The sequence below is a fragment of the Bradyrhizobium sp. B120 genome, from assembly GCF_049075665.1.
Lineage (GTDB): Bacteria > Pseudomonadota > Alphaproteobacteria > Rhizobiales > Xanthobacteraceae > Bradyrhizobium.
The window spans coordinates 1,843,176-1,865,470 of the sequence record NZ_CP185242.1; the positions used below are offsets into that span (position 1 = coordinate 1,843,176).

The 22,295-nt window shown below is 63.0% G+C and carries 18 protein-coding genes and 4 pseudogenes; 20 read left to right on the forward strand and 2 right to left on the reverse strand.

All coding sequences use genetic code 11. The annotated features are described in order from the left end of the window. Positions 1–7 precede the first annotated feature (7 nt). From sufD to ACOIX3_RS08715, 11 genes and pseudogenes are all read left to right on the forward strand, one after another. Positions 8–1,330, forward strand: a complete 1,323-nt coding sequence (sufD, locus tag ACOIX3_RS08665; protein WP_420969387.1) for a Fe-S cluster assembly protein SufD — start codon at positions 8–10, stop codon at positions 1,328–1,330. Beyond that, positions 1,327–2,574 carry a cysteine desulfurase gene (locus ACOIX3_RS08670; protein ID WP_420969388.1) on the forward strand — a complete coding sequence of 416 codons (1,248 nt, stop codon included), beginning with the start codon at positions 1,327–1,329 and terminating at the stop codon, positions 2,572–2,574. Before sufD ends, ACOIX3_RS08670 begins: the two co-directional genes overlap by 4 nt. 500 nt (positions 2,575–3,074) lie before the next feature. After that, entirely contained in the window at positions 3,075–4,577 is a 1,503-nt protein-coding gene (gene nifD, locus ACOIX3_RS08675) for a nitrogenase molybdenum-iron protein alpha chain (protein ID WP_420969389.1), read from the forward strand. A gap of 66 nt (positions 4,578–4,643) precedes the next feature. Next, complete coding sequence (nifK, locus tag ACOIX3_RS08680; protein WP_420969390.1) at positions 4,644–6,200, forward strand: nitrogenase molybdenum-iron protein subunit beta; 1,557 nt, start codon at positions 4,644–4,646, stop codon at positions 6,198–6,200. A gap of 100 nt (positions 6,201–6,300) precedes the next feature. Next, positions 6,301–7,947: a nitrogenase iron-molybdenum cofactor biosynthesis protein NifE gene (gene nifE / locus ACOIX3_RS08685; protein WP_420969391.1), complete on the forward strand. Its 1,647-nt coding sequence runs from the start codon at positions 6,301–6,303 to the stop codon at positions 7,945–7,947. Positions 7,948–7,956: 9 nt separating this feature from the next. Then, positions 7,957–9,366, forward strand: a complete 1,410-nt coding sequence (gene nifN / locus ACOIX3_RS08690; protein ID WP_420969392.1) for a nitrogenase iron-molybdenum cofactor biosynthesis protein NifN — start codon at positions 7,957–7,959, stop codon at positions 9,364–9,366. Further along, positions 9,363–9,758 (forward strand): nitrogen fixation protein NifX, encoded by a 396-nt coding sequence (nifX, locus tag ACOIX3_RS08695; RefSeq protein ID WP_420969393.1) that lies wholly within the window; start codon positions 9,363–9,365, stop codon positions 9,756–9,758. The genes nifN and nifX overlap by 4 nt, the downstream gene beginning before the upstream one ends. Positions 9,759–9,764: 6 nt before the next feature. Continuing rightward, positions 9,765–10,226 (forward strand): NifX-associated nitrogen fixation protein, encoded by a 462-nt coding sequence (locus ACOIX3_RS08700; protein WP_420969394.1) that lies wholly within the window; start codon positions 9,765–9,767, stop codon positions 10,224–10,226. Positions 10,227–10,234: 8 nt separating this feature from the next. Further along, the gene (locus ACOIX3_RS08705) at positions 10,235–10,435 is read left to right on the forward strand and encodes a CCE_0567 family metalloprotein (RefSeq protein WP_420969395.1); all 201 of its coding nucleotides are present in this window, start codon (positions 10,235–10,237) and stop codon (positions 10,433–10,435) included. Between the two features lie 14 nt (positions 10,436–10,449). Next, on the forward strand, positions 10,450–10,749 hold the full coding sequence (gene fdxB / locus ACOIX3_RS08710; RefSeq protein WP_420969396.1) for a ferredoxin III, nif-specific: 300 nt from the start codon (positions 10,450–10,452) through the stop codon (positions 10,747–10,749). A gap of 229 nt (positions 10,750–10,978) precedes the next feature. Further along, a pseudogene (locus ACOIX3_RS08715) lies at positions 10,979–11,541 on the forward strand (IS6 family transposase); the annotation flags it as partial. A 207-nt stretch (positions 11,542–11,748) separates the two neighbouring features. Here ACOIX3_RS08715 and ACOIX3_RS08720 read toward each other — a convergent pair. Beyond that, positions 11,749–11,895, reverse strand: a complete 147-nt coding sequence (locus ACOIX3_RS08720; RefSeq protein WP_420969397.1) for a phospholipase effector Tle1 domain-containing protein — start codon at positions 11,893–11,895, stop codon at positions 11,749–11,751. A gap of 676 nt (positions 11,896–12,571) precedes the next feature. Between ACOIX3_RS08720 and ACOIX3_RS08725 the strand changes: the two are divergent. The 9 genes and pseudogenes from ACOIX3_RS08725 to ACOIX3_RS08765 all read left to right on the forward strand — a co-directional run. Next, positions 12,572–12,896 (forward strand): annotated as a pseudogene (locus tag ACOIX3_RS08725) (cytochrome P450); the annotation flags it as partial. A gap of 94 nt (positions 12,897–12,990) precedes the next feature. Next, a complete protein-coding gene (locus ACOIX3_RS08730) occupies positions 12,991–14,280 on the forward strand; it encodes a cytochrome P450 (RefSeq protein WP_420969398.1) in 1,290 nt (429 codons plus the stop codon). A gap of 1 nt (position 14,281) precedes the next feature. Next, positions 14,282–14,590, forward strand: coding sequence for a ferredoxin (locus tag ACOIX3_RS08735; protein ID WP_420969399.1), 309 nt, complete (start codon positions 14,282–14,284; stop codon positions 14,588–14,590). Further along, entirely contained in the window at positions 14,577–15,422 is an 846-nt protein-coding gene (locus ACOIX3_RS08740) for an SDR family oxidoreductase (RefSeq protein WP_420969400.1), read from the forward strand. The genes ACOIX3_RS08735 and ACOIX3_RS08740 overlap by 14 nt, the downstream gene beginning before the upstream one ends. Further along, entirely contained in the window at positions 15,422–16,765 is a 1,344-nt protein-coding gene (locus ACOIX3_RS08745) for a cytochrome P450 (RefSeq protein WP_420969401.1), read from the forward strand. Before ACOIX3_RS08740 ends, ACOIX3_RS08745 begins: the two co-directional genes overlap by 1 nt. A 154-nt stretch (positions 16,766–16,919) precedes the next feature. Next, the gene (locus tag ACOIX3_RS08750) at positions 16,920–17,918 is read left to right on the forward strand and encodes a polyprenyl synthetase family protein (protein WP_420971688.1); all 999 of its coding nucleotides are present in this window, start codon (positions 16,920–16,922) and stop codon (positions 17,916–17,918) included. A gap of 307 nt (positions 17,919–18,225) precedes the next feature. Beyond that, the gene (locus ACOIX3_RS08755) at positions 18,226–19,776 is read left to right on the forward strand and encodes a hypothetical protein (protein ID WP_420969402.1); all 1,551 of its coding nucleotides are present in this window, start codon (positions 18,226–18,228) and stop codon (positions 19,774–19,776) included. Continuing rightward, positions 19,773–20,675 (forward strand): terpene synthase family protein, encoded by a 903-nt coding sequence (locus tag ACOIX3_RS08760; protein ID WP_420969403.1) that lies wholly within the window; start codon positions 19,773–19,775, stop codon positions 20,673–20,675. The genes ACOIX3_RS08755 and ACOIX3_RS08760 overlap by 4 nt, the downstream gene beginning before the upstream one ends. 83 nt (positions 20,676–20,758) lie before the next feature. Further along, positions 20,759–21,275: pseudogene (locus ACOIX3_RS08765) on the forward strand (type 2 isopentenyl-diphosphate Delta-isomerase); the annotation flags it as partial. A 33-nt stretch (positions 21,276–21,308) separates the two neighbouring features. Here the strand turns inward: ACOIX3_RS08765 and ACOIX3_RS08770 are convergent. Next, positions 21,309–21,875 (reverse strand): annotated as a pseudogene (locus ACOIX3_RS08770) (IS110 family transposase); the annotation flags it as partial. Between the last annotated feature and the right edge of the window lie 420 nt (positions 21,876–22,295).

Genomic DNA, 22,295 nt, shown 5'->3' on the forward strand with positions numbered 1-22,295 from the left:
TTTCCTGATGAAGCAGGTTTTAGCCAAAGCCGGCGCCGGACGCCCAATGGGCAATGTCTTCGCCAAGGCGCACGGACGGCTGCCCGGCACAGGCCCTATCGCCCATATCCGTGCAAGGGCATTCGAGGCCTATGAGCGTGCCGGCCTTCCGCATCGGCGTATGGAGGCTTGGAAATACACCGATCTGCGCGCCCTGATCGGCGAGGTACTGCCACTCGCTCCGCGACCGGACGCAGCTGCGCTGCTGCGCGCACAGGCGTCGGCCAAACAAGCGGTTGCCGATCAGGCGGTCAAACTCGTTTTGGTGGATGGCATATTCGCGCCCGAGCTATCCGACGTCGGCAGGATGGAGAATGGGGTCGATGTGCGGTCGCTGCGAGAGGTTCTGGAGAACTCGGCCAATAGCGCGATAGCCGGTCTGGTGCTGTCGACGGCGACTGATGCGGTGATCTCGCTCAATGCCGCAATGGCGACCGATGGCCTCGTGATAACGATCGCTAAGGGCCATGCGGTGAAGCGTCCGATTCAGATCGTTCACGTTGCAACCGGATTGTCGGTGTCCAACTTTACGCGGTCCTATCTGCAGCTCGATGAAGGGGCGCATGCGGCTGTGGTGGAAACGTTCGTTTCGGCCGACGGCGCGAGCGGCTATCAAACCAACGATGCGACAATCGTCCTGGTTGGTGACGAGGCGAGCCTTTCGCACGTCCGGGTGGCAGCTGATGCGGCTGACGCCGTGAACATCTCGTCGGGGATCATCGCAGTCGGCGCCAGGGCGAAGCTCAATCTCTTCAACATGACCTGCAGCGGTTCCATCAATCGCTATCAGGGATTCGTCACGCTGGCCGGCGAGGGATCCAAGCTCTCGGCGAACGGGGTCAATCTTCTCAGGGAAAAGCAGCACGCCGATACAACGATCGTAGTCGACCACGCCGTACCACATTGCATCAGTCGGGAGACGTTCCGCGCGGTCGTCGATGATTGCGGCCGCTCGGTGTTCCAGGGCCGAATCGTCGTTCGTCCCGCCGCGCAGAAGACGCACGCCACGCTGACGACACGCGCGCTGCTTCTGTCCGACCAGGCCGAAGCGGACAATAAGCCAGAACTTGAAATCTTGACTGACGATGTGACCTGCGGCCACGGATCGACAACAGGTGCGCTGGATGGCACTCTCGTTTTCTATCTGCGCGCTCGGGGTCTATCCGAGAAGGATGCGCAGGAACTGCTCATAAAGGCGTTCCTTGGCGAGTCGATTGAGGAGATCGCCGCCGAGAATCTACGCGATTTTGTGACCGTTCAAGCTGAACACTGGCTGCAGGCGCGGCGATGAGCGAGCATCCCGCGATTAGCAATGGTCGTTACGAGGTCAACCGTCTGCGTACGGACTTTCCTGCGCTGGCCATGACGGTGTACGGCAAGCCGCTCGTTTACCTCGATAACGCTGCATCCGCGCAAAAGCCGAAGGCGGTGCTTGATCGTATGATGCAGGTGTATTCCAGCGAGTATGCCAACGTACATCGTGGTTTGCACTACCTCGCTAACGCGGCGACCGAGGCGTATGAAGGTGCCCGTACCAAGGTGGCACGGTTTGTGAACGCAGATCTAAACGAGGAGATCGTCTTTACCCGCAGCGCCACGGAGGCCATCAATCTGGTCGCCCAGACCTTTGGCCGTGAACGCATCACCCCGGGTGATGAGATCGTTCTGTCTATTATGGAGCACCACTCCAATATCGTGCCGTGGCATTTTCTAAGGGAACGGCTCGGCGCAGTCATCAAATGGGCGCCAGTGGATGATGACGGCAACTTTCTGCTCGATGCATTTGAGCGGCTCCTGACCCCGCGCACCAAGATGGTTGCGATCACCCAGATGTCGAACGTGCTAGGTACCGTCCTGCCGGTGAAAGACGTCGTGAGGATCGCACATGCACGTGGTATCCCGGTGCTGGTCGACGGCTCGCAAGGATGTGTCCATCTGACCGTCGACGTCTGCGACATCGATTGCGATTTCTATGTGATGACAGGCCACAAGCTCTATGGTCCGACCGGGATCGGCGTGCTTTACGGCAAGTCTGAACATCTGGCATCGATGCCGCCCTTCAACGGTGGCGGCGAGATGATCCGTCAGGTCTCGCGTGCCGGCGTCATCTATGGTGGTCCGCCGCACCGGTTCGAGGCGGGTACGCCGCCGATCGCCGAGGCGATCGGTTTGGGGGCGGCTGTGGATTACATCAATTCAATAGGCAAGGAGCGGATTCGCAAGCACGAGAACGCGCTGCTCGCTTACGCGCAGGAGAAGCTGGGGGACATCAACTCCGTGCGCATGATCGGGACGACGGCCGAGAAGGGGCCAGTCATCTCCTTTGATATGAAAGGCGTGCATGCCCATGATATTGCCACCGTCATCGACCGTGCCGGAGTAGCGGTTCGGGCGGGGAGCCATTGTGCGATGCCGCTGCTCGAGCGCTTCGGCGTGCTGGCGACGTGCCGCGCATCTTTCGGACTTTACAACACATGTGAAGAGATTGATACGCTCGTGCGGGCGCTCATCAAGGCGCGGCAGCTGTTCTCGTGAGCCGGCGAGCTTGCCACGTCTAAGTGGCTAGGCCAGGTTGTACTGACCTCGGGATGATGATGAGGTCATGCCCATGGGGCGTCATCGTCATCGCAGAGGTAAGTCTCTGGCAGAGGTCAGTCTCTGTAGGTCTCGGCAAACATAGATGGCATTGGCAAGCCCGCAGTCGGCCGGCCTGGCGGGTGGTTTTCCTCATTACGGGCTGCTCTCCCGCCAGCGTGATCGCGAAGTACAGCAAACGGCAGCCCGCAGGCCGTAAATCGTGCGGTGCAATTTCACGTATAGCCAGCCCTTGTTCCATTTCGAACAGGACCAAACGAAGGGGTCTCCGGGCAAAGCGCGATGTCGCGTTAGCAACAATACCCAGTCCCGGACAACGAAATGCGCTAATCGATTTCAATCATTCGGCTTTTTGTGCTCACGCCGCACTGGCATGCTCGTTGCAAAAGTCTTGGTCAGGAAGTCGCTCTCCTAGCAGCTAACCCTTGAAGGACATCAGCATGAGTCTCGCCACGACCCAGAGCATCGCAGAAATCAGGGCTCGCAACAAAGAGCTGATTGAGGAGGTGCTGAAGGTCTATCCGGAAAAGACCGCGAAACGGCGCGCCAAGCACCTCAACGTTCACCAAGCCGGCAAGTCCGACTGCGGGGTCAAGTCCAACATCAAATCCATACCCGGAGTGATGACCATCAGAGGCTGCGCCTATGCAGGGTCCAAGGGGGTGGTCTGGGGACCGATCAAGGACATGGTCCATATCAGCCATGGCCCGGTTGGCTGCGGTCAGTATTCGTGGGGCTCGCGGCGCAATTACTACGTCGGCACGACGGGCATCGATAGTTTCGTGACCCTGCAATTCACCTCCGACTTCCAGGAGAAGGATATCGTATTTGGTGGCGACAAGAAGCTGGTCAAAGTCATTGACGAAATCCAGGAGCTCTTCCCACTCAACAACGGCATCACCATCCAGTCGGAATGCCCGATCGGACTGATCGGGGATGACATCGAGGCCGTGTCGAGAGCGAAATCCAAGGAATATGACGGCAAGACCATCGTGCCGGTCCGCTGTGAGGGCTTTCGCGGCGTGTCGCAGTCGCTCGGCCACCACATTGCCAATGATGCGGTGCGCGATTGGATTTTCGACAAGCTCGACCCCGAGAGCAAACCAAAGTTCGAGCCGACGCCGTACGATGTTGCGATCATCGGAGATTACAATATCGGCGGCGACGCCTGGTCATCGCGAATTCTGCTGGAGGAAATGGGACTGCGGGTGATTGCGCAGTGGTCCGGTGACGGTTCACTCGCCGAGCTCGAGGCAACGCCGAAGGCAAAGCTCAACATTCTGCATTGCTACCGTTCGATGAACTACATCTCGCGCCACATGGAAGAGAAGTTCGGTATCCCCTGGTGCGAGTATAACTTCTTCGGACCTTCAAAGATCGCAGAATCGCTGCGCAAGATCGCCGGCTATTTTGACGATAAGATTAAGGAAGGCGCCGAGCGGGTGATTGAAAAGTACCAGCCGCTGGTGAACGCCGTGATCGCAAAATATCGCCCTCGCCTGGAGGGCAAGACGGTGATGCTGTACGTCGGCGGACTTCGTCCGCGTCACGTGATCGGCGCATACGAGGACCTCGGGATGGAAGTCGTAGGCACCGGATACGAGTTCGGCCACAACGATGACTATCAGCGCACCGCCCAGCACTACGTAAAGGACAGCACGCTCATCTACGACGACGTCAATGGCTATGAGTTCGAACGCTTCGTCGAAAAGCTCCAGCCCGACCTGGTCGGCTCGGGCATCAAGGAAAAATACGTCTTCCAAAAGATGGGTGTGCCATTCCGGCAAATGCATTCCTGGGACTATTCGGGCCCATATCACGGCTATGACGGCTTTGCGATTTTCGCGCGCGACATGGACATGGCTGTCAACTCGCCGGTCTGGAAGAAGACGAAGGCGCCCTGGAAAGAAGCGCCGAAAGCCAGGCTCTTGGCTGCGGAATAAGCTACTAATCTCGCTCTCTGCGGAGAGCTCTGGCGATGCCAATTTCGATAGTGAAGGATCTTAACTATGGCGCAGAGTGCAGAACAGGTGCTCGATCATCTCGAACTGTTCCGTGGTCCAGAATACCAGCAGATGCTGGCCACCAAGAAAATATTCGAGAATCCCCGCGATCCCGCTGAGGTCGAACGTATCAAGGAATGGACGAAGACACCGGAATACCGCGAGAAGAATTTTGCGCGGGAGGCGCTGGCGATAAATCCGGCCAAGGCCTGCCAGCCGCTTGGCGCCGTATTCGCCTCAGTTGGCTTTGAGGGCACGCTGCCATTCGTCCACGGCTCGCAAGGCTGCGTGGCCTATTACCGCAGCCATCTGTCGCGGCACTTCAAGGAGCCGAGCTCCTGCGTCTCTTCGTCGATGACGGAAGACGCTGCCGTATTTGGCGGCCTGAACAACATGATCGACGGGCTCGCCAACAGCTACAACATGTACAAACCCAAGATGATCGCCGTCTCCACGACCTGCATGGCAGAGGTGATCGGTGATGACCTCAACGCTTTCATCAAGACGTCGAAGGAGAAAGGCTCTGTTCCGGCGGAGTTCGACGTGCCGTTTGCGCATACACCAGCGTTCGTCGGCAGCCACGTCACCGGCTATGACAACGCGCTCAAGGGCATTCTGGAGCATTTTTGGGACGGCAAGGCCGGAACAACGCCAAAGCTAGAGCGCAGGCCAAACGAGGCAATCAACATCATTGGCGGGTTCGATGGCTACACCGTCGGAAACCTCCGCGAGATTAAGCGCATCTTGGCGTTGATGGGCATCCAACACACCATACTGGCCGATAATTCTGAAGTCTTCGATACCCCGACAGATGGCGAGTTCCGCATGTATGACGGCGGCACCACGCTGGAAGACGCGGCCAACGCGGTTCACGCCAAGGCGACAATCTCCATGCAGCAGTGGTGTACGGAAAAAACGCTGCCGTTTGTATCTGAGCATGGTCAGGACGTCGTGTCTTTCAACTACCCGGTGGGCGTATCCGCAACGGACGATTTTCTCTTGGCGCTATCACGCATCAGCGGCAAGGAGATCCCGGAGCAACTCGCGCGAGAGCGTGGCCGCTTGGTTGATGCCATCGCTGACTCCAGCGCGCATATCCATGGCAAGAGGTTCGCGATCTATGGCGATCCAGATCTCTGCTATGGGTTAGCTGCCTTTTTGCTCGAACTTGGCGCCGAGCCGACCCATGTGCTGTCGACCAACGGCAATAAGGCGTGGCAGGAAAAAATGCGGGCGCTGTTTGCCAGCTCACCGTTCGGGCAGACCTGCCAGTCCTATCCGGGCCGGGACCTCTGGCACATGCGCTCGCTCTTGTTCACCGAGCCGGTCGATCTTCTGATTGGCAACACCTATGGCAAGTATCTCGAGCGTGACACTGGAACGCCACTGATCCGCATCGGCTTTCCAGTGTTTGATCGGCATCACCATCACCGCTCCCCTGTATGGGGCTATCAGGGCGGCCTGAATGTGCTGGTGAAGATCCTCGACAAGATATTCGACGAAATCGACAAGAAAACCAACGTTCTTGGCAAAACCGACTACAGCTTCGACATCATTCGTTGATGACGAACGGTGCGCGTGCCATCGCCGAAAAAAAACTCGACGATGGCACAGGCGCACGATGGGTGACCTTGCAATTGGCTTCGGCTGAGAGGAAAAACGGATGAATTCGCTAGCGGCCACGGTCCAGAATATTTTCAACGAGCCGGGCTGCGCCAAGAATGGCAGTAAGTCGGAGGCTGAGCGCAAGAAGGGCTGCACTAAGCAGCTGCAGCCGGGCAGTGCTGCGGGCGGTTGTGCCTTCGATGGTGCCAAGATTGCGCTGCAGCCGTTTACCGACGTCGCTCACCTGGTGCATGGCCCGATCGCGTGTGAAGGCAACTCCTGGGACAATCGCGGCGCGGCGTCTTCCGGCTCGAATCTGTGGCGCACCGCATTCACAACCGATATGAACGAAACCGATATCGTGTTTGGAGGCGAGAAGCGACTTTGTAAAGCGATCAAGGAAATCGTGGACAAGTGCGACCCGCCCGCCATCTTCGTCTATCAGACCTGCATCCCGGCGATGATCGGTGACGACATCGACGCCGTCTGTAAGGCGGCATCCAAAAGGTTCGGCAAGCCGGTGATCCCGATCAACTCCCCGGGGTTCGTTGGTTCCAAGAACCTCGGTAACAAGCTCGCCGGCGAGGCCTTGCTCGACCATGTGATCGGAACGCGGGAGCCGGACTGCACCACGCCGTACGATATCAACCTGATCGGAGAATACAATCTCTCGGGAGAGCTCTGGCAAGTGAAGCCATTGTTAGATGAGCTCGGAATCCGGATTCTCTCCTGCATCTCGGGCGATGGCAAATATGGCGAAGTCGCTTCATCTCATCGCGCGCGGGCGGCGATGTTGGTGTGCTCAAAGGCCATGATCAACGTCGCACGCAAGATGGAGGAACGCTTCGGGATCCCGTTCTTCGAAGGGTCGTTCTACGGTATCCAGGATTCAAGCGATTCGCTGCGGCAGATCGCCCGCTTGTTGGTTGAACGCGGCGCGCCGAAAGAGCTGCTCGGGCGCACCGAGGCGGTGATCGCGCGCGAGGAAGCGTGGGCCTGGGCTGCGATCGAGCCGTACCAGCCACGTTTGAAAGGCAAGAAGGCATTGTTGATTACCGGCGGCGTCAAGTCGTGGTCGGTCGTTGCTGCACTGCAGGAAGCCGGGCTCGAATTAGTCGGAACCAGTGTGAAGAAGTCGACAAGGGAGGACAGGCAGCGCATCAGGGAACTTATGGGGCAAGATGCCCACATGGTCGAGGATATGACGCCGCGGGAAATGTACAAGATGTTGAAGGACGCAAAGGCGGACATCATGCTATCGGGCGGCAAATCGCAGTTCGTCGCGCTGAAAGCGGCGATGCCCTGGCTCGATATCAACCAGGAGCGTTGCCACGCCTATATGGGCTATGTCGGCATGGTCAAACTGGTCGAGGAGATCGATAAGTCGCTTTCCAATCCGATGTGGGAACAGCTACGTCGACCGGCGCCATGGGAGGCCTTGGCCAGGGCGAAGGTGAAGATGCAATCGCCGGTGGCCGGGATCGTCCGCGATCCGGCGCTCGCCGAAACGGCGCGGCGGGCGAGGAAGATCTGCTTCTGTAACAAGGTCGATCTCGGCACGATCGAGGATGCGATTTACGCGCATGGTCTGAGGAGCGTCGAGGCAGTCAGAGAGCACACTAATGCGGTCGGTGGCTGCTGCAAGAGACGTATCGAGGGGATCTTGGTGTCCTCGCCATCTGCCATGCTACAGGCCGCAGAATAGGGAGGTGTCATGGCCATCGTCACGGCGCCGACAAAAGCCTGCGCGGTCAACCCGCTGAAGATGAGCCAGCCGATCGGCGGCGCATTCGCCTTCATGGGGCTGCGTGAGGCGATGCCGCTTCTGCACGGCTCGCAAGGATGCACTTCCTTCGGGCTCACGCTCTTTGTGCGGCATTTCAAAGAGGCCGTACCGCTGCAGACCACCGCGATGAGCGAGGTCTCGACCGTGCTCGGCGGCCATGAGAATCTTGAGCAGGCGATACTGAATATCTACAACCGCGCCAAGCCAAAGATCATCGGAATCTGCTCGACCGGTGTCACCGAGACCAATGGTGACGATGTGGATGCCTACCTCAAGCTCATCCGGGACAAGCATCCGCAACTCGCGAAACTGGCGCTGGTCCATGTCTCGACGCCCGATTTCAAGGGTGCGTTCCAGGACGGCTGGGAGAAGGCTGTCGCGCGCATTGTGGAGTTGCTGGTGGAACGGCCCCACGTCAATGGCCTTCGCGATCCCTCGCGAGTGAATGTTCTTCCAGGATGTCACCTCACGCCGGGTGATCTTGACGAACTCCGTGTCATTCTGGAGGATTTTGGGTTGCGGCCGTCCTTCCTGCCTGATCTGGCGGGATCGCTCGATGGGCATATCCCCGATGAGTTTACGCCAACGACCATCGGCGGCATCGGCGTCGACGAAATTGCGAGCATGGGCCGCGCCGGGTGGACGATAGCAATCGGCGCGCAGATGCGACGAGCGGCAGAGGTCATGCAGGCCAAGACCGGCGTGCCATTTCGCCTCTTCGAGCGGCTGTGCGGCCTCGGTCCGAATGACGAATTCATGACTTTTTTGACCGAGATCAGCGGTCGGCCCGTACCATTGAAGTATCGGCGCCAGCGCGGCCAGCTCACCGATGCGATGCTGGACGCGCACTTCCATATTGGCGGTCGCAGACTCGCGATCGCCGCTGAGCCGGATCTCTTATTGGATCTCTCCAGTATGCTGCACGACATGGGTGCGCAGGTGTGCGCGGCCGTAACGACCACGCAGTCGCAGGTGATCGGGCGGATCAAAACCAAGCAGGTGCTAATTGGCGATCTTGAGGATCTGGAAGAGCTTGCCAGAACCAAGCATTGCGACTTGCTGATCACGCATTCGCACGGCAGGCAAGCGGCGGCTCGGCTGAAAATTCCGTTCTATCGTGCGGGCTTTCCGATGTTCGATCGACTTGGCGCAGGGCACCAATTATCCATCGGTTATCGTGGTACGCGCGATCTGATCTTCGACATCGCCAATCTCGTGATCGCGGACCGCGAGGAGAACCATCAGCCTACTCCCGATAGATGGCGGGCTGCGGCCGCACTGCCACTGAGATCCGGGCACCGCAGCTCCGTCGGCGCAGCCGAGAGGTCGATTGCATGAAGGTCGCATTCGCAACTCAAGACCTAAGGCGCGTCGATGCCCATTTTGGTTGGGCAAGGAATATCGCTATCTACGATGTCGCGCCAAGCGGGCACGTGTTTCTCAAAGCGGTTGAGTTTGAGGGTGATCTCAAGGAAGACGGCAACGACGACAAGTTGGCGCCGAAGATCGAGGCGATTAAGGATTGCGCAATCCTTTACGTCGCCGCTATCGGCGGTGCCGGTGCTGCGCGGGTGGTCGCCAACAAGATCCACCCTATCAAGGTGAACAAGCCAGAAGACATCCTTGTGCTGCTCGAAAAGCTCGAGCGCGTCCTGAAGGGAACGCCACCTCCCTGGCTACGCAAGGTCATGGCGAGGGACCAACGGCGCACTTTCGAGTTCGACGAATGAGATAATATGACCGGAAAAATAGAGCAGGGCAGCGCCGCCGATTTGCCGTTCCTCAAGGAACTGGTCAAGATTTGTCGCGCCGAGGATACCAACGGCACCTGGGAGGCCAAGAGCGATCTCGACCTGCTCGAACCCTATATCCTGGACAAGGGGAAACGGCGCGCATTGCCGATTGTCGGCGATCCTGATCCCGATACGCTGTGGCGGCTGGAGCTGTTTTTCAATGCGGTCGCGGTCTCGATCGAACGGGTCACCGGCGTGATGATCCAGCCGATCCTGAAGCTGCATCATGAAGGCTTTGGCCGCATGGTGCTGATCGGAGGCCGGTTGATCGCCGTGAACAAGCAACTGCGCGATGTGCATCGCTTCGGCTTCGATAACCTCGCAAAGCTCGCGCAGGAGGGTGACAAATATGTCAGGGACGGAATCAACCTGATCCGAAAATTCCCAGACGTGGCGAATTACTGAGGGCACTCATGAGCAATCGTGAAACACTGAAGGCAGAACTAAAGAAGCTGTCGGCCAAAGCGCTAGAAGCCAAAATGGATCTGCATGATCTTTCGGAAGAATTGCCCATCAACTGGACCTCGATCATGGCTGTGGCGCAGAAGGCGCACGATGCCTTTGCCGAGCTCGAGCGCAAGAGCCATGATTTGAAGTCGCTGGAAAATACCTAGAAAAGGCCCTACTCATGTCATTTGCAACGCGCGATGGCCGCGACTGGACGCCAAACTATCTGATCTCAATCGATGCCAAGAAGTGCATCGGCTGTGGGCGCTGTTTCAAGGTGTGCGGCCGGGATGTCATGACGTTGAAAGGAATCAACGAGGAAGGCGAACTTGTCGACCTCGGCGATGACGAGGACGATGAGATCGAAAAGAAGATCATGGTTCTGAATGATCAGGGCGCCTGCATCGGCTGCGGCGCGTGCGCCAGGGTTTGTCCGGCCAACTGCCAGACTCACGTTTCAGCCACAGCTGAAGCTGCCTGACCGACCGGCCGGGGTTCCTCTCGCGGCAGACGCGAAATGTGGGAGAGCATTGGCCCGTTGTTGATCACGTGAACCCGCAACCGAGATTTTGCCCGCGCGCTCTGATGGCCTCGTTTGTCAAGATGGAGTGAGCGGAGACATTGCGGCGAATCCTGCTTGATCGAAGGCAAGCACATAGCACGGCACCGTCAAGTTAACGGATTAGAGCGGCCGGGGGGAGACGACCGGCATGAAGACCACCCGGGACCCTCTTTATCACCGCCATCGTTTCCCACCGGAAGTGATCAGCGATGCCGTTTGGTTGTATTTCCGGTTTCCCTCGAGCAATGGTCGAGGAAATGCTGGCAGCGCGTGGCATTGGCGTGATCTATGAAACGGTGCGCCAGTGGGGACGGAAATTCGCTAGGCGTTCTCCGGTCGGATACGCCAGCGCGCTCCCGCTCGCGGTGACAAATGGCATCTGGACGAAGTCGTTATCTCGATCGCGGGCGAACAACATTGGCTCTGGCGCGCTGTCGACCAGAATGGCTTCGTTCTCGACGTCTTGATCCAGCGCCTAAGAGCGAGCGGATCATGAAGCGTTTCAAATCGTCCCATCAGGCTCAACATTTTCTGTCAGTTCACGATCAGGTCGCGAACCTTTTCCACATCCCCTGTCCCGGAGCCGTTACTGCCGACTTCCGTAGCGCTTCGCGCGAGCGAGCCTTTGCGATTTGGCGCGCGAGATCTCCACGACAAGCGCTATCGCCGAATCTCGAACCTTTGAGAAGCGCCTTCTTCAGCCGGGCGGTCGCGAAGCCGGAGTCCTGGGCCTATAGGCACCCCGTTCCTAGTCATGCTGCGCGCCCCCTTCGCGGCGAAGCGCTCAAGCCCGCCGGATAAGGGACTGCCTGGCTCTGCCAACCCCGTTCCACTTGACTCGCCCCCGCAAGGAACCGGGTTTGCGCTCGTCGTGTTACGGACCAAGCGGATCCGGATTCAGCTTCAGGAATCTATCATCTAACTTGACGTCGAAGCGTTGGGCGTCTTGCCGTCGGGAAAGTTCTCGGCCGCATGCGCCATCCAACACAGCGAGATGTCGGAGAGGCGGGCTTCGTTTTCCGGATAGCTACCGCCGACATCGGAGTGGCTTCCGGCGAACCACACCTGCTGCGGCCTATCCGATGCTTGAAATATCGCGCAAGGGCTGCCCCGAACATTCAGCGCGAGAGCTGGCCTTTGTCGGGCACTTGCTGCGCCGGTTGTAGGCGTTGAGACTCAATGCCAGAAACCTGACACTACGCGCCGCTACAAAGTGCCTGCTGAGCCTGCGAATTCACTTCGGCACGCGATTTGCTCTGTTCACGGCATCATCACCAATCGCAGTGCGATGGTCTTTGGGACGGACACGGCGCGCGTCGCTGTTCGCGTCTGGTCCGTTCCGACGGCTTGCTCTGGCAAGGACTTGGCGCTCGGTTGTGGACCGAGAAAATGCAGGGAAGCGTTGGATGCGATCTAGAGTTCTTCTTTGGGAGCCACAACAATTGCGCTCGTCGCGAGCGGTGCAACCAAAGCGGCAGACCTTGAGCCAAGAGTGAAACTACCGCCCGTGGTGGGGGACTGGTCCGGAGGCTACAATGGCGGAGACGTCGGTGGCGGGGACGGTCGAACCTCCTTCACCAATCCCTACGGTCAGTCGATCTATGGCGATGCCGACAGGTTCGATGTCACCTGGCGGCACAACCCGCACCTGTCGTCGGCTAGGTTCCGCATTTCTGCCTCGGCGCAGCACTGGCGCGCCTGGAATTGCGATGCGCCTTCCCCGCGCTGTTCGTGCGGCTGGAGGACCGGCGTGACCATCGCGGGCGTGCATATTCCCGCCGAGAGCAACGTACTGGTCGGCCTGCCGGGGACGTCGTTCGATCCGCGCCATTTCGACGACCCGGAAATCTTCGACATCGGGCACGAGCAAAAGCCGCACTTGGCGTTCTCCTACGGGCCGCACTACTGCATCGGCGTGGCGCAGACCAGGCTGGAACTCAAGGTGGTGTTGGGATCGATCTTCCGGCGCTTTCCCGCGCTGCGCCTGGCCGTGGCGCCCGAAGAACTGAAAGTTGCGCAAGCAAATCATCACTGGCGGGTTCGGGGAGTTTCCGGTGCTCTGGTGAAGCGCGGACGCCGGCGGGGATCGCGGCCTTCTCCGCAATTTGCCGGCGCACCTGGCGCGCGCCGGTCAGGTCAGTCAGCCAACAGGTAACCAAGATGGACGTTCGAGAAACCACGGCAGCATGCCGGGACGCCTTCGCCGAACTGGCGTCGCCAGCGCGCATCCACGACCCGTATCCGTTCATGCGGTGGTTGCGCGAGCACGATCCGGTGCATCGCGCGGCATCGGGCCTCTTTTTGTTGAGCCGCCACGCCGACATCTACTGGGCGCTCCAGGCCACGGGCGATGCGCTTCGGGGACCGACGCCGGGCGAACTGGCGCGCTATTTCCCGCGTGTGGCGACCAGCCTGTCGCTCAATCTGCTGGCGTCCACGCTAGCGATGAAGGATCCACCGACGCATACGCGTCTGCGCCGGCTGATCTCGCGCGATTTCACCATGCGCCAGATCGACAACCTGCGGCCGAGCATCGCGCGCATCGTCGCAGCGCGCCTGGACGGCATGGCGCCCGCGCTGGAGCGCGGGGAGGCGGTGGACCTGCATCGGGAATTCGCGCTGGCCTTGCCCATGTTGGTCTTCGCCGAACTGTTCGGCATGCCCCCGGACGACATGTTCGGGCTCGCCGCCGGCATCGGCGCCATTCTGGAAGGCCTGCGCCCGCACGCCAGCGATCCCCAACTCGCCGCGGCGGACGCGGCCAGCGCCAGGGTGCTGGCCTACTTCGGCGACCTCATACCGCGCAAGCGCACCGACCCCCGCCACGACATCGTGTCGATGCTGGTCGGCGCACACGACGACGATGCCAACACGCTCTCAGATGCGGAGTTGATCGGCATGCTGTGGGGCATGCTGCTGGGCGGCTTCGCCACCACTGCTGCGGCCATCGACCATGCGGTCCTGGCGATGCTGGCGTATCCCGAACAGCGGCCCTGGCTGCAGGGAGACGCCGTGGGGGTGAAGGCATTCGTCGAAGAAGTCCTGCGCTGCGTTGCGCCCGTTATGTTCAGCTCCATTCCGCGTATCGCCCAGCGCGACATCGAACTGGGCGGCGCGGTGATCCCGAAGAACGCGGACGTGCGCGTGCTGGTCGCCGCTGGCAATCGCGACCCGGACGCCTTCGCCGATCCCGACCGGTTCGATCCCGCGCGGTTCTACGGCACCAGTCCTGGCATGTCGACCGACGGAAAGATCATGCTGAGCTTCGGCCACGGCATCCACTTCTGCCTCGGTGCGCAACTGGCCCGGGTGCAGTTGGCCGAGAGCCTGCCGCGAATCCAGGCGCGCTTCCCCACGCTGGCATTGGCCGAGCAGCCGACCCGGGAGCCGTCCGCGTTCCTTAGGACGCTCCGCGCGCTGCCGGTGCGGCTGCATGCGCAGGGGGGCTGAGATGCGCGTCGTGGTCGACCAGGATCTGTGCGGAACCACCGGGCAGTGCGTGCTGACGCTGCCGGGCACCTTTCGCCAGCGCGAACCGGACGGCGTGGCCGAAGTGTGCGTGGCGACGGTCCCGCAGGCGCTGCACGCCGCCGTGCGGCTCGCGGCCAGCCAGTGCCCGGTCGCCGCCATTCGGGTCATCGAAAGCGACGCTGGCGATGACGAGCGCGCCAGCGCCGACCCTGGACCTTCTCCGGCGGAGGCCGCGCGGCATGCCGCGAACGACCAACGCAATCCAGGAGGACACGATGGGACGGTTTGAAGGCAAGGTGGCCGTGGTGACCGGCGCCGGCGCCGGCATCGGCAAGGCATGCGCCCTCGCCATCGCGCGCGAGGGCGGCAGAGTGGTGGTGGCCGACATTGATGGCTCGGCGGCCATGGCCTGCGCCGCGCAGATCGCGGCCGAAGCGGGCCACGCGCTGGCCCTGGCCATGGACATCGCCGATGCGCAGGCGGTGGCAGCGCTGTTCGAGACGGCGGAGCGGCAACTCGGTGGGGTCGACCTGCTGGTGAACAACGCGAGCGCCATGCATCTGACCCCGCGCGACCGCGCGATCCTCGACCTGGACCTGGCGGTCTGGGACCAGACCATGGCGACCAATCTGCGCGGCACGCTGCTCTGCTGCCGGCAGGCCATCCCACGGATGATCGGCCGCGGCGGTGGCGCGATCGTCAACATGTCGTCGTGCCAGGGGCTTAGCGCTGACACCGCGCACACGTCCTACGCCGCGTCGAAGGCGGCGATGAACATGCTGTCGGCTTCGCTCGCGACCCAGTACGGTCATGCGCAGATCCGCTGCAACGCGGTTGCGCCGGGTCTCATCATGACCGAGCGTCTCCTCGTCAAGCTGGACGAGGGTATGCAACGGCATCTGCGCCGGCACCAGCTCCTGCCGCGCGTCGGCCGCCCCGAGGACGTGGCCGCGCTGGTGGCGTTCCTGCTCTCCGACGATGCTGCGTTCATCACCGGCCAGGTCGTGTGCATCGACGGCGGCATGCTGGCGCACGTGCCGACGTACGCCGACGGTGGCAACAGCCGCGCCGCGCGGCCTGCCGGCGACACCGCCGAAGCGGCCGCGGCGCCGCGCTCCTGATGGACATGCTGCTCAACCCGCTGGACCGTCGGCACCGGCTGCGGGACGACATCCCGGTCCTGCCCGGCGCTTTCCCCCTGGTCGGGCATCTTCCCGCCATCGCCTGCGACCTGCCGCGCCTGCTGCGGCGCGCGGAACGGACGCTGGGCAGCTACTTCTGGCTGAATTTCGGCCCTGCCGGACACCAGATGACCTGCATGGATCCGGATGCGTTCGCATTGCTCCGGCACAAGGACGTGTCCTCGGCGCTGATCGAAGAGATCGCGCCCGAATTGCTTGGCGGAACGTTGGTCGCCCAGGACGGCGGCGCGCACCGGCAGGCGCGCAATGCGATCAAGGCGGCGTTCCTGCCCAAGGGGCTGACCGAGGCCGGCATCGGCGACCTGTTCGCGCCCGTCATCCGGGCGCGGGTGCAGGCGTGGCGCGACCGCGGCGACGTAACCATCCTGCGCGAAACCGGCGACCTGACGCTCACGCTCATCTTCAGCCTCATGGGAATCCCCGCGCAGGACCTGCCGAGATGGCATCGCAAGTACCGGCAACTGCTGCAGTTGATCGTCGCGCCACGGGTCGACCTGCCCGGACTGCCCTTGCGGCGCGGCCGCGCCGCCCGCGACTGGATCGACGCGCAGTTGCGCCAGTTCGTCCGCGACGCGCGCGCGCATGCCGCGCGCACCGGGTTGATCACCGACATGGTGAGCGCCTTCGATCGCAGCGACGATGCGCTCTCCGATGACGTCCTGATCGCCAATATACGCTTGCTGCTGCTTGGCGGTCACGACACCACCGCCTCGACGATGGCCTGGATGGTGATCGAGCTGGCGCGGCAGCCTGCGCTGTGGGACGCCCTGGTCGAGGAGGCGCAACGCGTCGGCACGGTGCCGACCCGGCACGCGGACCTGGCGCAGTGTCCAGTCGCCGAGGCGCTGTTCCGCGAGACACTGCGCATGCACCCGCCGACCACGCTCCTGCCGCGTCGCGCGCTGCAGGAATTGCAACTCGGCCAACGGCGCATTCCCGCAGGCACGCATCTGTGCATTCCGCTGCTGCATTTCTCGACCTCGGCGCTGCTGCACGAGGCGCCTGATCAGTTCCGCCTGGCGAGGTGGCTGCAACGCACGGAGCCGATCCGGCCGGTGGACATGCTGCAGTTCGGTACCGGCCCACACGTCTGCATCGGCTATCACTTGGCATGGCTGGAACTGGTGCAGTTCTGCATTGCCTTGGCGCTGACCATGCACAAGGCCGGGCTGCGGCCGCGGTTGCTGAGCGGCGTCGAAAAAGGCCGGCGCTATTACCCGACCGCACATCCGTCCATGACAATCCGCATCGGATTCTCATGAGCTGGCATCGCATGCCCCGTGTGGCGAGCCAGCGGCGCCGGCGACGCGCGGCATTGCTGCACTCGGCGCGCGCGCTCGGTGCGACACCGGCAACACCGCGGCGGCTCGCCGCTCGCCGTGGCCGTCTCCTGTCAGGTACAAGGACATGAACAACATGCAGACCGGTTCCACGCTACACGACGACCGAACTGGCGTTTCCGCGCACGGCGGATTGGGCGCGCAGGCGCGAGGCGCATCCGGCAGGCTGCTGCCGGAGACCTGGATGCAGGACGGCGCAAAGCGGGTCGAACAGGCGCTGGCGCGTCTTCTCTGTGCCGAAGACGACGGTGAGACCGAGCTGATGGCGGCGATGCGCTACGCCACCTTGCATGGCGGGAAGCGCACCCGCGCCTTGCTCTGTCTGGCTGCCGGCGCACTGGCCGACACGCCGGCGCACATGCTCGACGACGTCGGCGCCGCCATCGAGATGATGCACGCCTGTACCCTGGTCCACGACGACCTGCCCGCGATGGACGACGACGTGCTTCGCCGCGGCCTTCCGACCGTGCACGTCAAGTTCGGCGAAGCCACTGCGATCCTGGTCGGCGATGCGCTGCAGGCGCACGCCTTCCTGACCCTGGCGAGCCTGGATGCGCCGGGCGACGACCGTATCGCGCTCGTGCGCGAACTGGCGCAGGCGGTGTCAGCCGAGGGTGCCGCAGGCGGGCAGGCCATGGATCTGTCGCTGGTTGGAAAGCACGTCGAGCTGGACAGGATCGTGGCGATGCACCGGATGAAGAGCGGAGCGCTAGTGCGCGCGTCCGTTCGCATGGGCGCGCTATGCGCCATCGCGGAGGATGCCACGCACGCTGCGCTGTACTGTGCGCTCGATCGCTACAGCGCCTGTTTCGGCCTGGCGTTGCAGGTGGTCGACGACATTCTCGACACGACAGCGGATATCGCGACGCTGGGCAAGACCCCCGGCAAGGACGCGGCGGCGCAGAAGCCGACCTGCGTGTCGATCATGGGGCTGCAGGCAGCGCGCCAGTTCGTGTCGGATCTGTTGCGCGACGCCGGGGAGGCCATCGCCCCGCTGGGGCCGCGTGCGGAACGGTTGGCGCAGATCCTGCAGCGGGCCAACGCGTATCTGTTCAAGCACGCGCCATGCGCATGAGCGCGCCCGTCCGCATGGAGTTGCCCCTGTGCCGCTGCGATCGGCCGGCGGCAGCGGTGCATGCTGCACTGTGTCCGAGTCCGCGGCGCCGATCGCAGCGGTTGCCCAGCACGGCCGCGGCGCACGCGGCGCGCTGCGCGCAAGCCTATGCGGCGGACCGGCGCCAGCATCGGGGCGTGTCGCCGCGCCGGAGCAGGGCGGCCGTCCGGCGCTGTCCATGCGCCGGGCCGCGACGGGCCTGTGGCGACGTGCGCGGCGTCTGCCCGATCCTGGTTCTCGTCAACCGTCTGCAGAAAGAACATCCCGCGTGAACGCGCTGTCCGAACAGATCCTTTCCGAATTGCGCCACCTGCTGAGCGAGATGAGCGATGGCGGCAGCGTCGGTCCGTCCGTCTACGACACGGCGCGAGCTCTGCAATTCCACGGCAACGTCACCGGTCGGCGGGACGCATACGCGTGGCTCATCGCGCAGCAACAGGCCGATGGCGGATGGGGAAGCGCGGACTTCCCGCTGTTCCGCCATGCGCCCACGTGGGCGGCGTTGCTGGCATTGCAGCGTGCCGATCCTCTTCCCGGCGCTGCCGACGCAGTCCAGGCTGCAACCCGGTTCCTCCAGCGCCAGCCCGATCCGTACGCGCACGCGGTGCCGGAAGACGCGCCGATCGGCGCGGAGCTGATCCTGCCGCAGTTTTGCGGCGAGGCCGCATCCTTGCTGGGCGGCGTGGCGTTTCCGCGCCACCCGGCGCTGTTGCCGTTGCGGCAAGCGTGCCTGGTCAGGCTGGGGGCGGTGGCGACGTTGCCGAGCGGCCATCCGTTGCTGCACTCCTGGGAAGCCTGGGGGACGTCGCCGACCACCGCATGCCCGGATGACGACGGCAGCATCGGCATCAGTCCGGCGGCCACCGCCGCGTGGCGTGCGCAGGCCGTGACGCAGGGGAGCGCGCCGCAGGTCGGGCGCGCCGACGCGTATCTAAAGGCGGCATCGCGGGCGACGCGCAGCGGCATCGAAGGTGTCGTTCCCAACGTCTGGCCGATCAATGTGTTCGAGCCATGCTGGTCGCTGTACACCCTGCATCTGGCCGGGCTGTTCGCGCATCCCGCACTCGCCGAGGCGGTACGCGTGATCGTCGCGCAGCTCGACGCCCGCCTGGGCGTGCGCGGTCTGGGCCCGGCCTTGCCCTTCGCGGCCGATGCGGACGACACCGCCGTTGCGTTGTGCGTCCTGCGCCTTGCAGGCCGCGACCCGGCGGTCGATGCGTTGCGCCATTTCGAAATCGGCGAGCTGTTCGTCACCTTCCCCGGCGAACGTAATGCCTCGGTGTCGACCAACATCCATGCCCTGCATGCGTTGCGACTGTTGGGAAAGCCCGCCGCCGGCACCAGCGCCTACGTCGAGGCCAATCGCAACCCGCACGGTCTATGGGACAACGAAAAATGGCACGTTTCGTGGCTGTATCCCACCGCGCATGCGGTCGCTGCGCTGGCGCAAGGCAAGCCCCAGTGGCGCGACGAGCGCGCGCTGGCGGCGCTGCTGCAGGCGCAGCGTGACGACGGCGGCTGGGGCGCCGGTCGCGCGTCCACATTCGAGGAAACCGCCTATGCGCTGTTCGCGTTGCACGTGATGGACGGGAGCGAAGAGCCGACAGGGCGCCGGCGCATCGCGCAGGCGGTGGCGCGTGCGCTGGAGTGGATGCTCGCCCGCCATGCGGCGCATGCATTGCCGCAGACGCCGCTGTGGATCGGCAAGGAACTGTATTGCCCCACCCGGGTCGTGCGCGTGGCCGAACTCGCCGGGTTGTGGCTGGCGCTTCGTTGGCGGCGGCGCGTCCTGGCCAAGGGAGCGGGAGCGGCGCCATGATCCAGACCGAACGCGCGCTGCAGCAGGTGCTGGAGTGGGGGCGTTCCCTGACCGGGTTCGCCGACGAGCATGCCGTGGAAGCGGTCAGGGGCGGCCAGTACATCCTGCAGCGCATCCACCCGAGCCTGCGCGACACCAGCGCCCGCACCGGCCGCGATCCGCAGGACGAAACGCTGATCGTGGCGTTCTATCGCGAACTGGCGCTGCTGTTCTGGCTCGACGATTGCAACGACCTTGGCCTGATCGCGCCTGAGCAGCTCGCCGCGGTGGAGCAGGCGCTGGGGCAGGGCGTGCCGTGCGCGCTCCCCGGATTCGAGGGCTGCGCTGTGCTGCGCGCTTCGTTGGCCGCGCTCGCCTACGATCGTCGCGACTATGCTCAGCTTCTCGACGATACCCGGTGCTACTGCGCGGCGCTGCGCGCCGGACACGCGCAGGCGGCAGGGGCGGAACGCTGGTCCTACGCCGAGTACCTGCACAACGGCATCGATTCGATCGCCTACGCGAACGTGTTCTGTTGCCTGTCGTTGCTGTGGGGGCTGGAGATGGCGACCTTGCGCGCGCGTCCGGCGTTTCGCCAGGTCCTGCGGCTCATCTCTGCGATAGGGCGCCTGCAGAACGATCTGCATGGACGCGACAAGGACAGGTCGGCCGGCGAGGGCGACAACGCGGCGATCCTGCTGCTGCAGCGCTATCCGGCTATGCCTGTGGTGGAGTTCCTCAACGACGAGCTGGCCGGCCATACGCGCATGCTGCACCGGGTGATGGCGGACGAACGCTTTCCCGCACCGTGGGGACCGTTGATCGAGGCCATGGCGGCCATCCGCGCGCAGTACTACCAGACCTCGACCAGCCGCTACCGCAGCGACGCTGCGGGGGGAGGCCAGCGTGCGTCGGTCTGAACGCGCGGGAGGCGGCGGCGTGCGCGCTGCCGTCGGTTCGATCCGACGCAACGCCGTCGCCCGATGCGGCGGATGGAGCGAGCATGAGCGACACCGCCCTGAGCCGGCGCAAGGACGACCATCTGGACCTCGTGCTGGATCGGCGAACGGCGCAGGCCACGGTCGCCGCCGGTTGGGAGTACATCCGGTTCGAACACTGCGCATCGCCCGAGTTGGACCTGACGCAGATCGACCTGCGCGCCTCGCTGCTGGGCAAGACCATGCGCGCGCCGCTGCTGATCAGCTCCATGACCGGCGGCATGCCACGCGCCGAGGCCATCAACCGGCATCTGAGCGAGGCAGCGCAAGCCTTGGGGATCGCCATGTGCGTCGGTTCGCAGCGCGTGGGCCTGCAATCCCGCAATTCCCAGGGGCTGACGCGCGCGCTGCGCCGCCTGGCTCCAGACATTCCCTTGCTGGCCAATATCGGTGCCACACAACTTCGCGAGGTCGACGGCCTGGACCTAGCGCGCCGGGCGGTGGATGCGGCTGGAGTCCGATGGACTCATCGTCCATCTCAATCCGCTGCAGGAACTGTCGCACCCGCGGGTTCAGCCCGAAATAGCTCACCAGCTTCTGCGGGCTGTTGAACCGGGTGATGTCGCCGATCGCCGCCATGATCCCTTCGGCAACCGCCAAATTCACGCCGGTGATCGTCATCAATCTGTTGACCGCGGAATCCTCGATTGCGTCCTGCCGGATCTCTCGGTCGAGCAGGGCCAGATCTTCCGCAAGCCGATCAAGCTCACGCTCGTGCCGATCGACGGCTGCCCGCTCATCATCGGGCAACTGTTGAGCGGCTAACCACGCCCGGCCGCGGGCGTTGAAAAGATCGGCATGCGGGCACTTCGGAATCAGGTGCGCGTGCACGATCGAATGCACCTCGTTCTTGAGCCGCATGCGATGCCGCACGACCTGGTAGCGCCGCGCCACCAGCCTGCGCCTGCGTTCGGTCTCCGCGTCCGGCGTCCAGATCTGCGGCAGATACCCGGCCGCCTGCAGACTGGCGAGCGTGCCGGCATCGATCTTGTCGGTCTTGACGTGAGCCTGGGCGATCGCCTTCACCTGCAGTGGATTGGCGATAATCACCCGCGCCACGAATGGCGCCAGAACCTCGCAGTACCGCCATGCTGTTGCCGGTCGCCTCAAGCACCACCTCATCACTAGCCGGCAGGGTCTTGCCAAACCCCTCCGGCGCAGTCCGCGTCATGTCAATGCGGCCCGCATGTCGGAGCTTGCCGTCCTCCCAAAACATCACCTCCCCGAAGGTTCGGTGGACGTCGATGCCGATCACACGTCGCATTCGCACCTCCTATGACACATGACGGGAGCCGCGGGCGACACGACAACTACGGAGTCGCGCTCTCGGCGCAAGCGGGCGAGTCGCAGAGGCGGCCAGCTTCTAACTCGAGCTCTCGGCTCGTCGTGTGCATCGGCCTGCTCGCACTTCGTGCTCCCGGTGCCTCTGTCCCGATGGTCGCATCGTACGCCACGAGGTAGAACACCGCAGCGGAACGTTGGCCACCGAGACATCTCATACCGGTTACCAATCCGATCGAGCGCCTCAACGGCGAGATCAAG

What these genes read in the sequence shown, in the direction of transcription:
- sufD (WP_420969387.1), top strand. Translation starts at nt 8, where the DNA reads ATGAAGCAGGTTTTAGCCAAAGCCGGCGCCGGACGCCCAATGGGCAAT.
- ACOIX3_RS08700 (WP_420969394.1), top strand. Translation starts at nt 9,765, where the DNA reads ATGACCGGAAAAATAGAGCAGGGCAGCGCCGCCGATTTGCCGTTCCTC.
- ACOIX3_RS08745 (WP_420969401.1), top strand. Translation starts at nt 15,422, where the DNA reads ATGGACATGCTGCTCAACCCGCTGGACCGTCGGCACCGGCTGCGGGAC.
- ACOIX3_RS08760 (WP_420969403.1), top strand. Translation starts at nt 19,773, where the DNA reads ATGATCCAGACCGAACGCGCGCTGCAGCAGGTGCTGGAGTGGGGGCGT.
- fdxB (WP_420969396.1), top strand. Translation starts at nt 10,450, where the DNA reads ATGTCATTTGCAACGCGCGATGGCCGCGACTGGACGCCAAACTATCTG.
- ACOIX3_RS08750 (WP_420971688.1), top strand. Translation starts at nt 16,920, where the DNA reads ATGCAGACCGGTTCCACGCTACACGACGACCGAACTGGCGTTTCCGCG.
- ACOIX3_RS08735 (WP_420969399.1), top strand. Translation starts at nt 14,282, where the DNA reads ATGCGCGTCGTGGTCGACCAGGATCTGTGCGGAACCACCGGGCAGTGC.
- nifD (WP_420969389.1), top strand. Translation starts at nt 3,075, where the DNA reads ATGAGTCTCGCCACGACCCAGAGCATCGCAGAAATCAGGGCTCGCAAC.
- ACOIX3_RS08730 (WP_420969398.1), top strand. Translation starts at nt 12,991, where the DNA reads ATGGACGTTCGAGAAACCACGGCAGCATGCCGGGACGCCTTCGCCGAA.
- nifX (WP_420969393.1), top strand. Translation starts at nt 9,363, where the DNA reads ATGAAGGTCGCATTCGCAACTCAAGACCTAAGGCGCGTCGATGCCCAT.
- nifE (WP_420969391.1), top strand. Translation starts at nt 6,301, where the DNA reads ATGAATTCGCTAGCGGCCACGGTCCAGAATATTTTCAACGAGCCGGGC.
- ACOIX3_RS08740 (WP_420969400.1), top strand. Translation starts at nt 14,577, where the DNA reads ATGGGACGGTTTGAAGGCAAGGTGGCCGTGGTGACCGGCGCCGGCGCC.
- nifN (WP_420969392.1), top strand. Translation starts at nt 7,957, where the DNA reads ATGGCCATCGTCACGGCGCCGACAAAAGCCTGCGCGGTCAACCCGCTG.
- ACOIX3_RS08705 (WP_420969395.1), top strand. Translation starts at nt 10,235, where the DNA reads ATGAGCAATCGTGAAACACTGAAGGCAGAACTAAAGAAGCTGTCGGCC.
- nifK (WP_420969390.1), top strand. Translation starts at nt 4,644, where the DNA reads ATGGCGCAGAGTGCAGAACAGGTGCTCGATCATCTCGAACTGTTCCGT.
- ACOIX3_RS08670 (WP_420969388.1), top strand. Translation starts at nt 1,327, where the DNA reads ATGAGCGAGCATCCCGCGATTAGCAATGGTCGTTACGAGGTCAACCGT.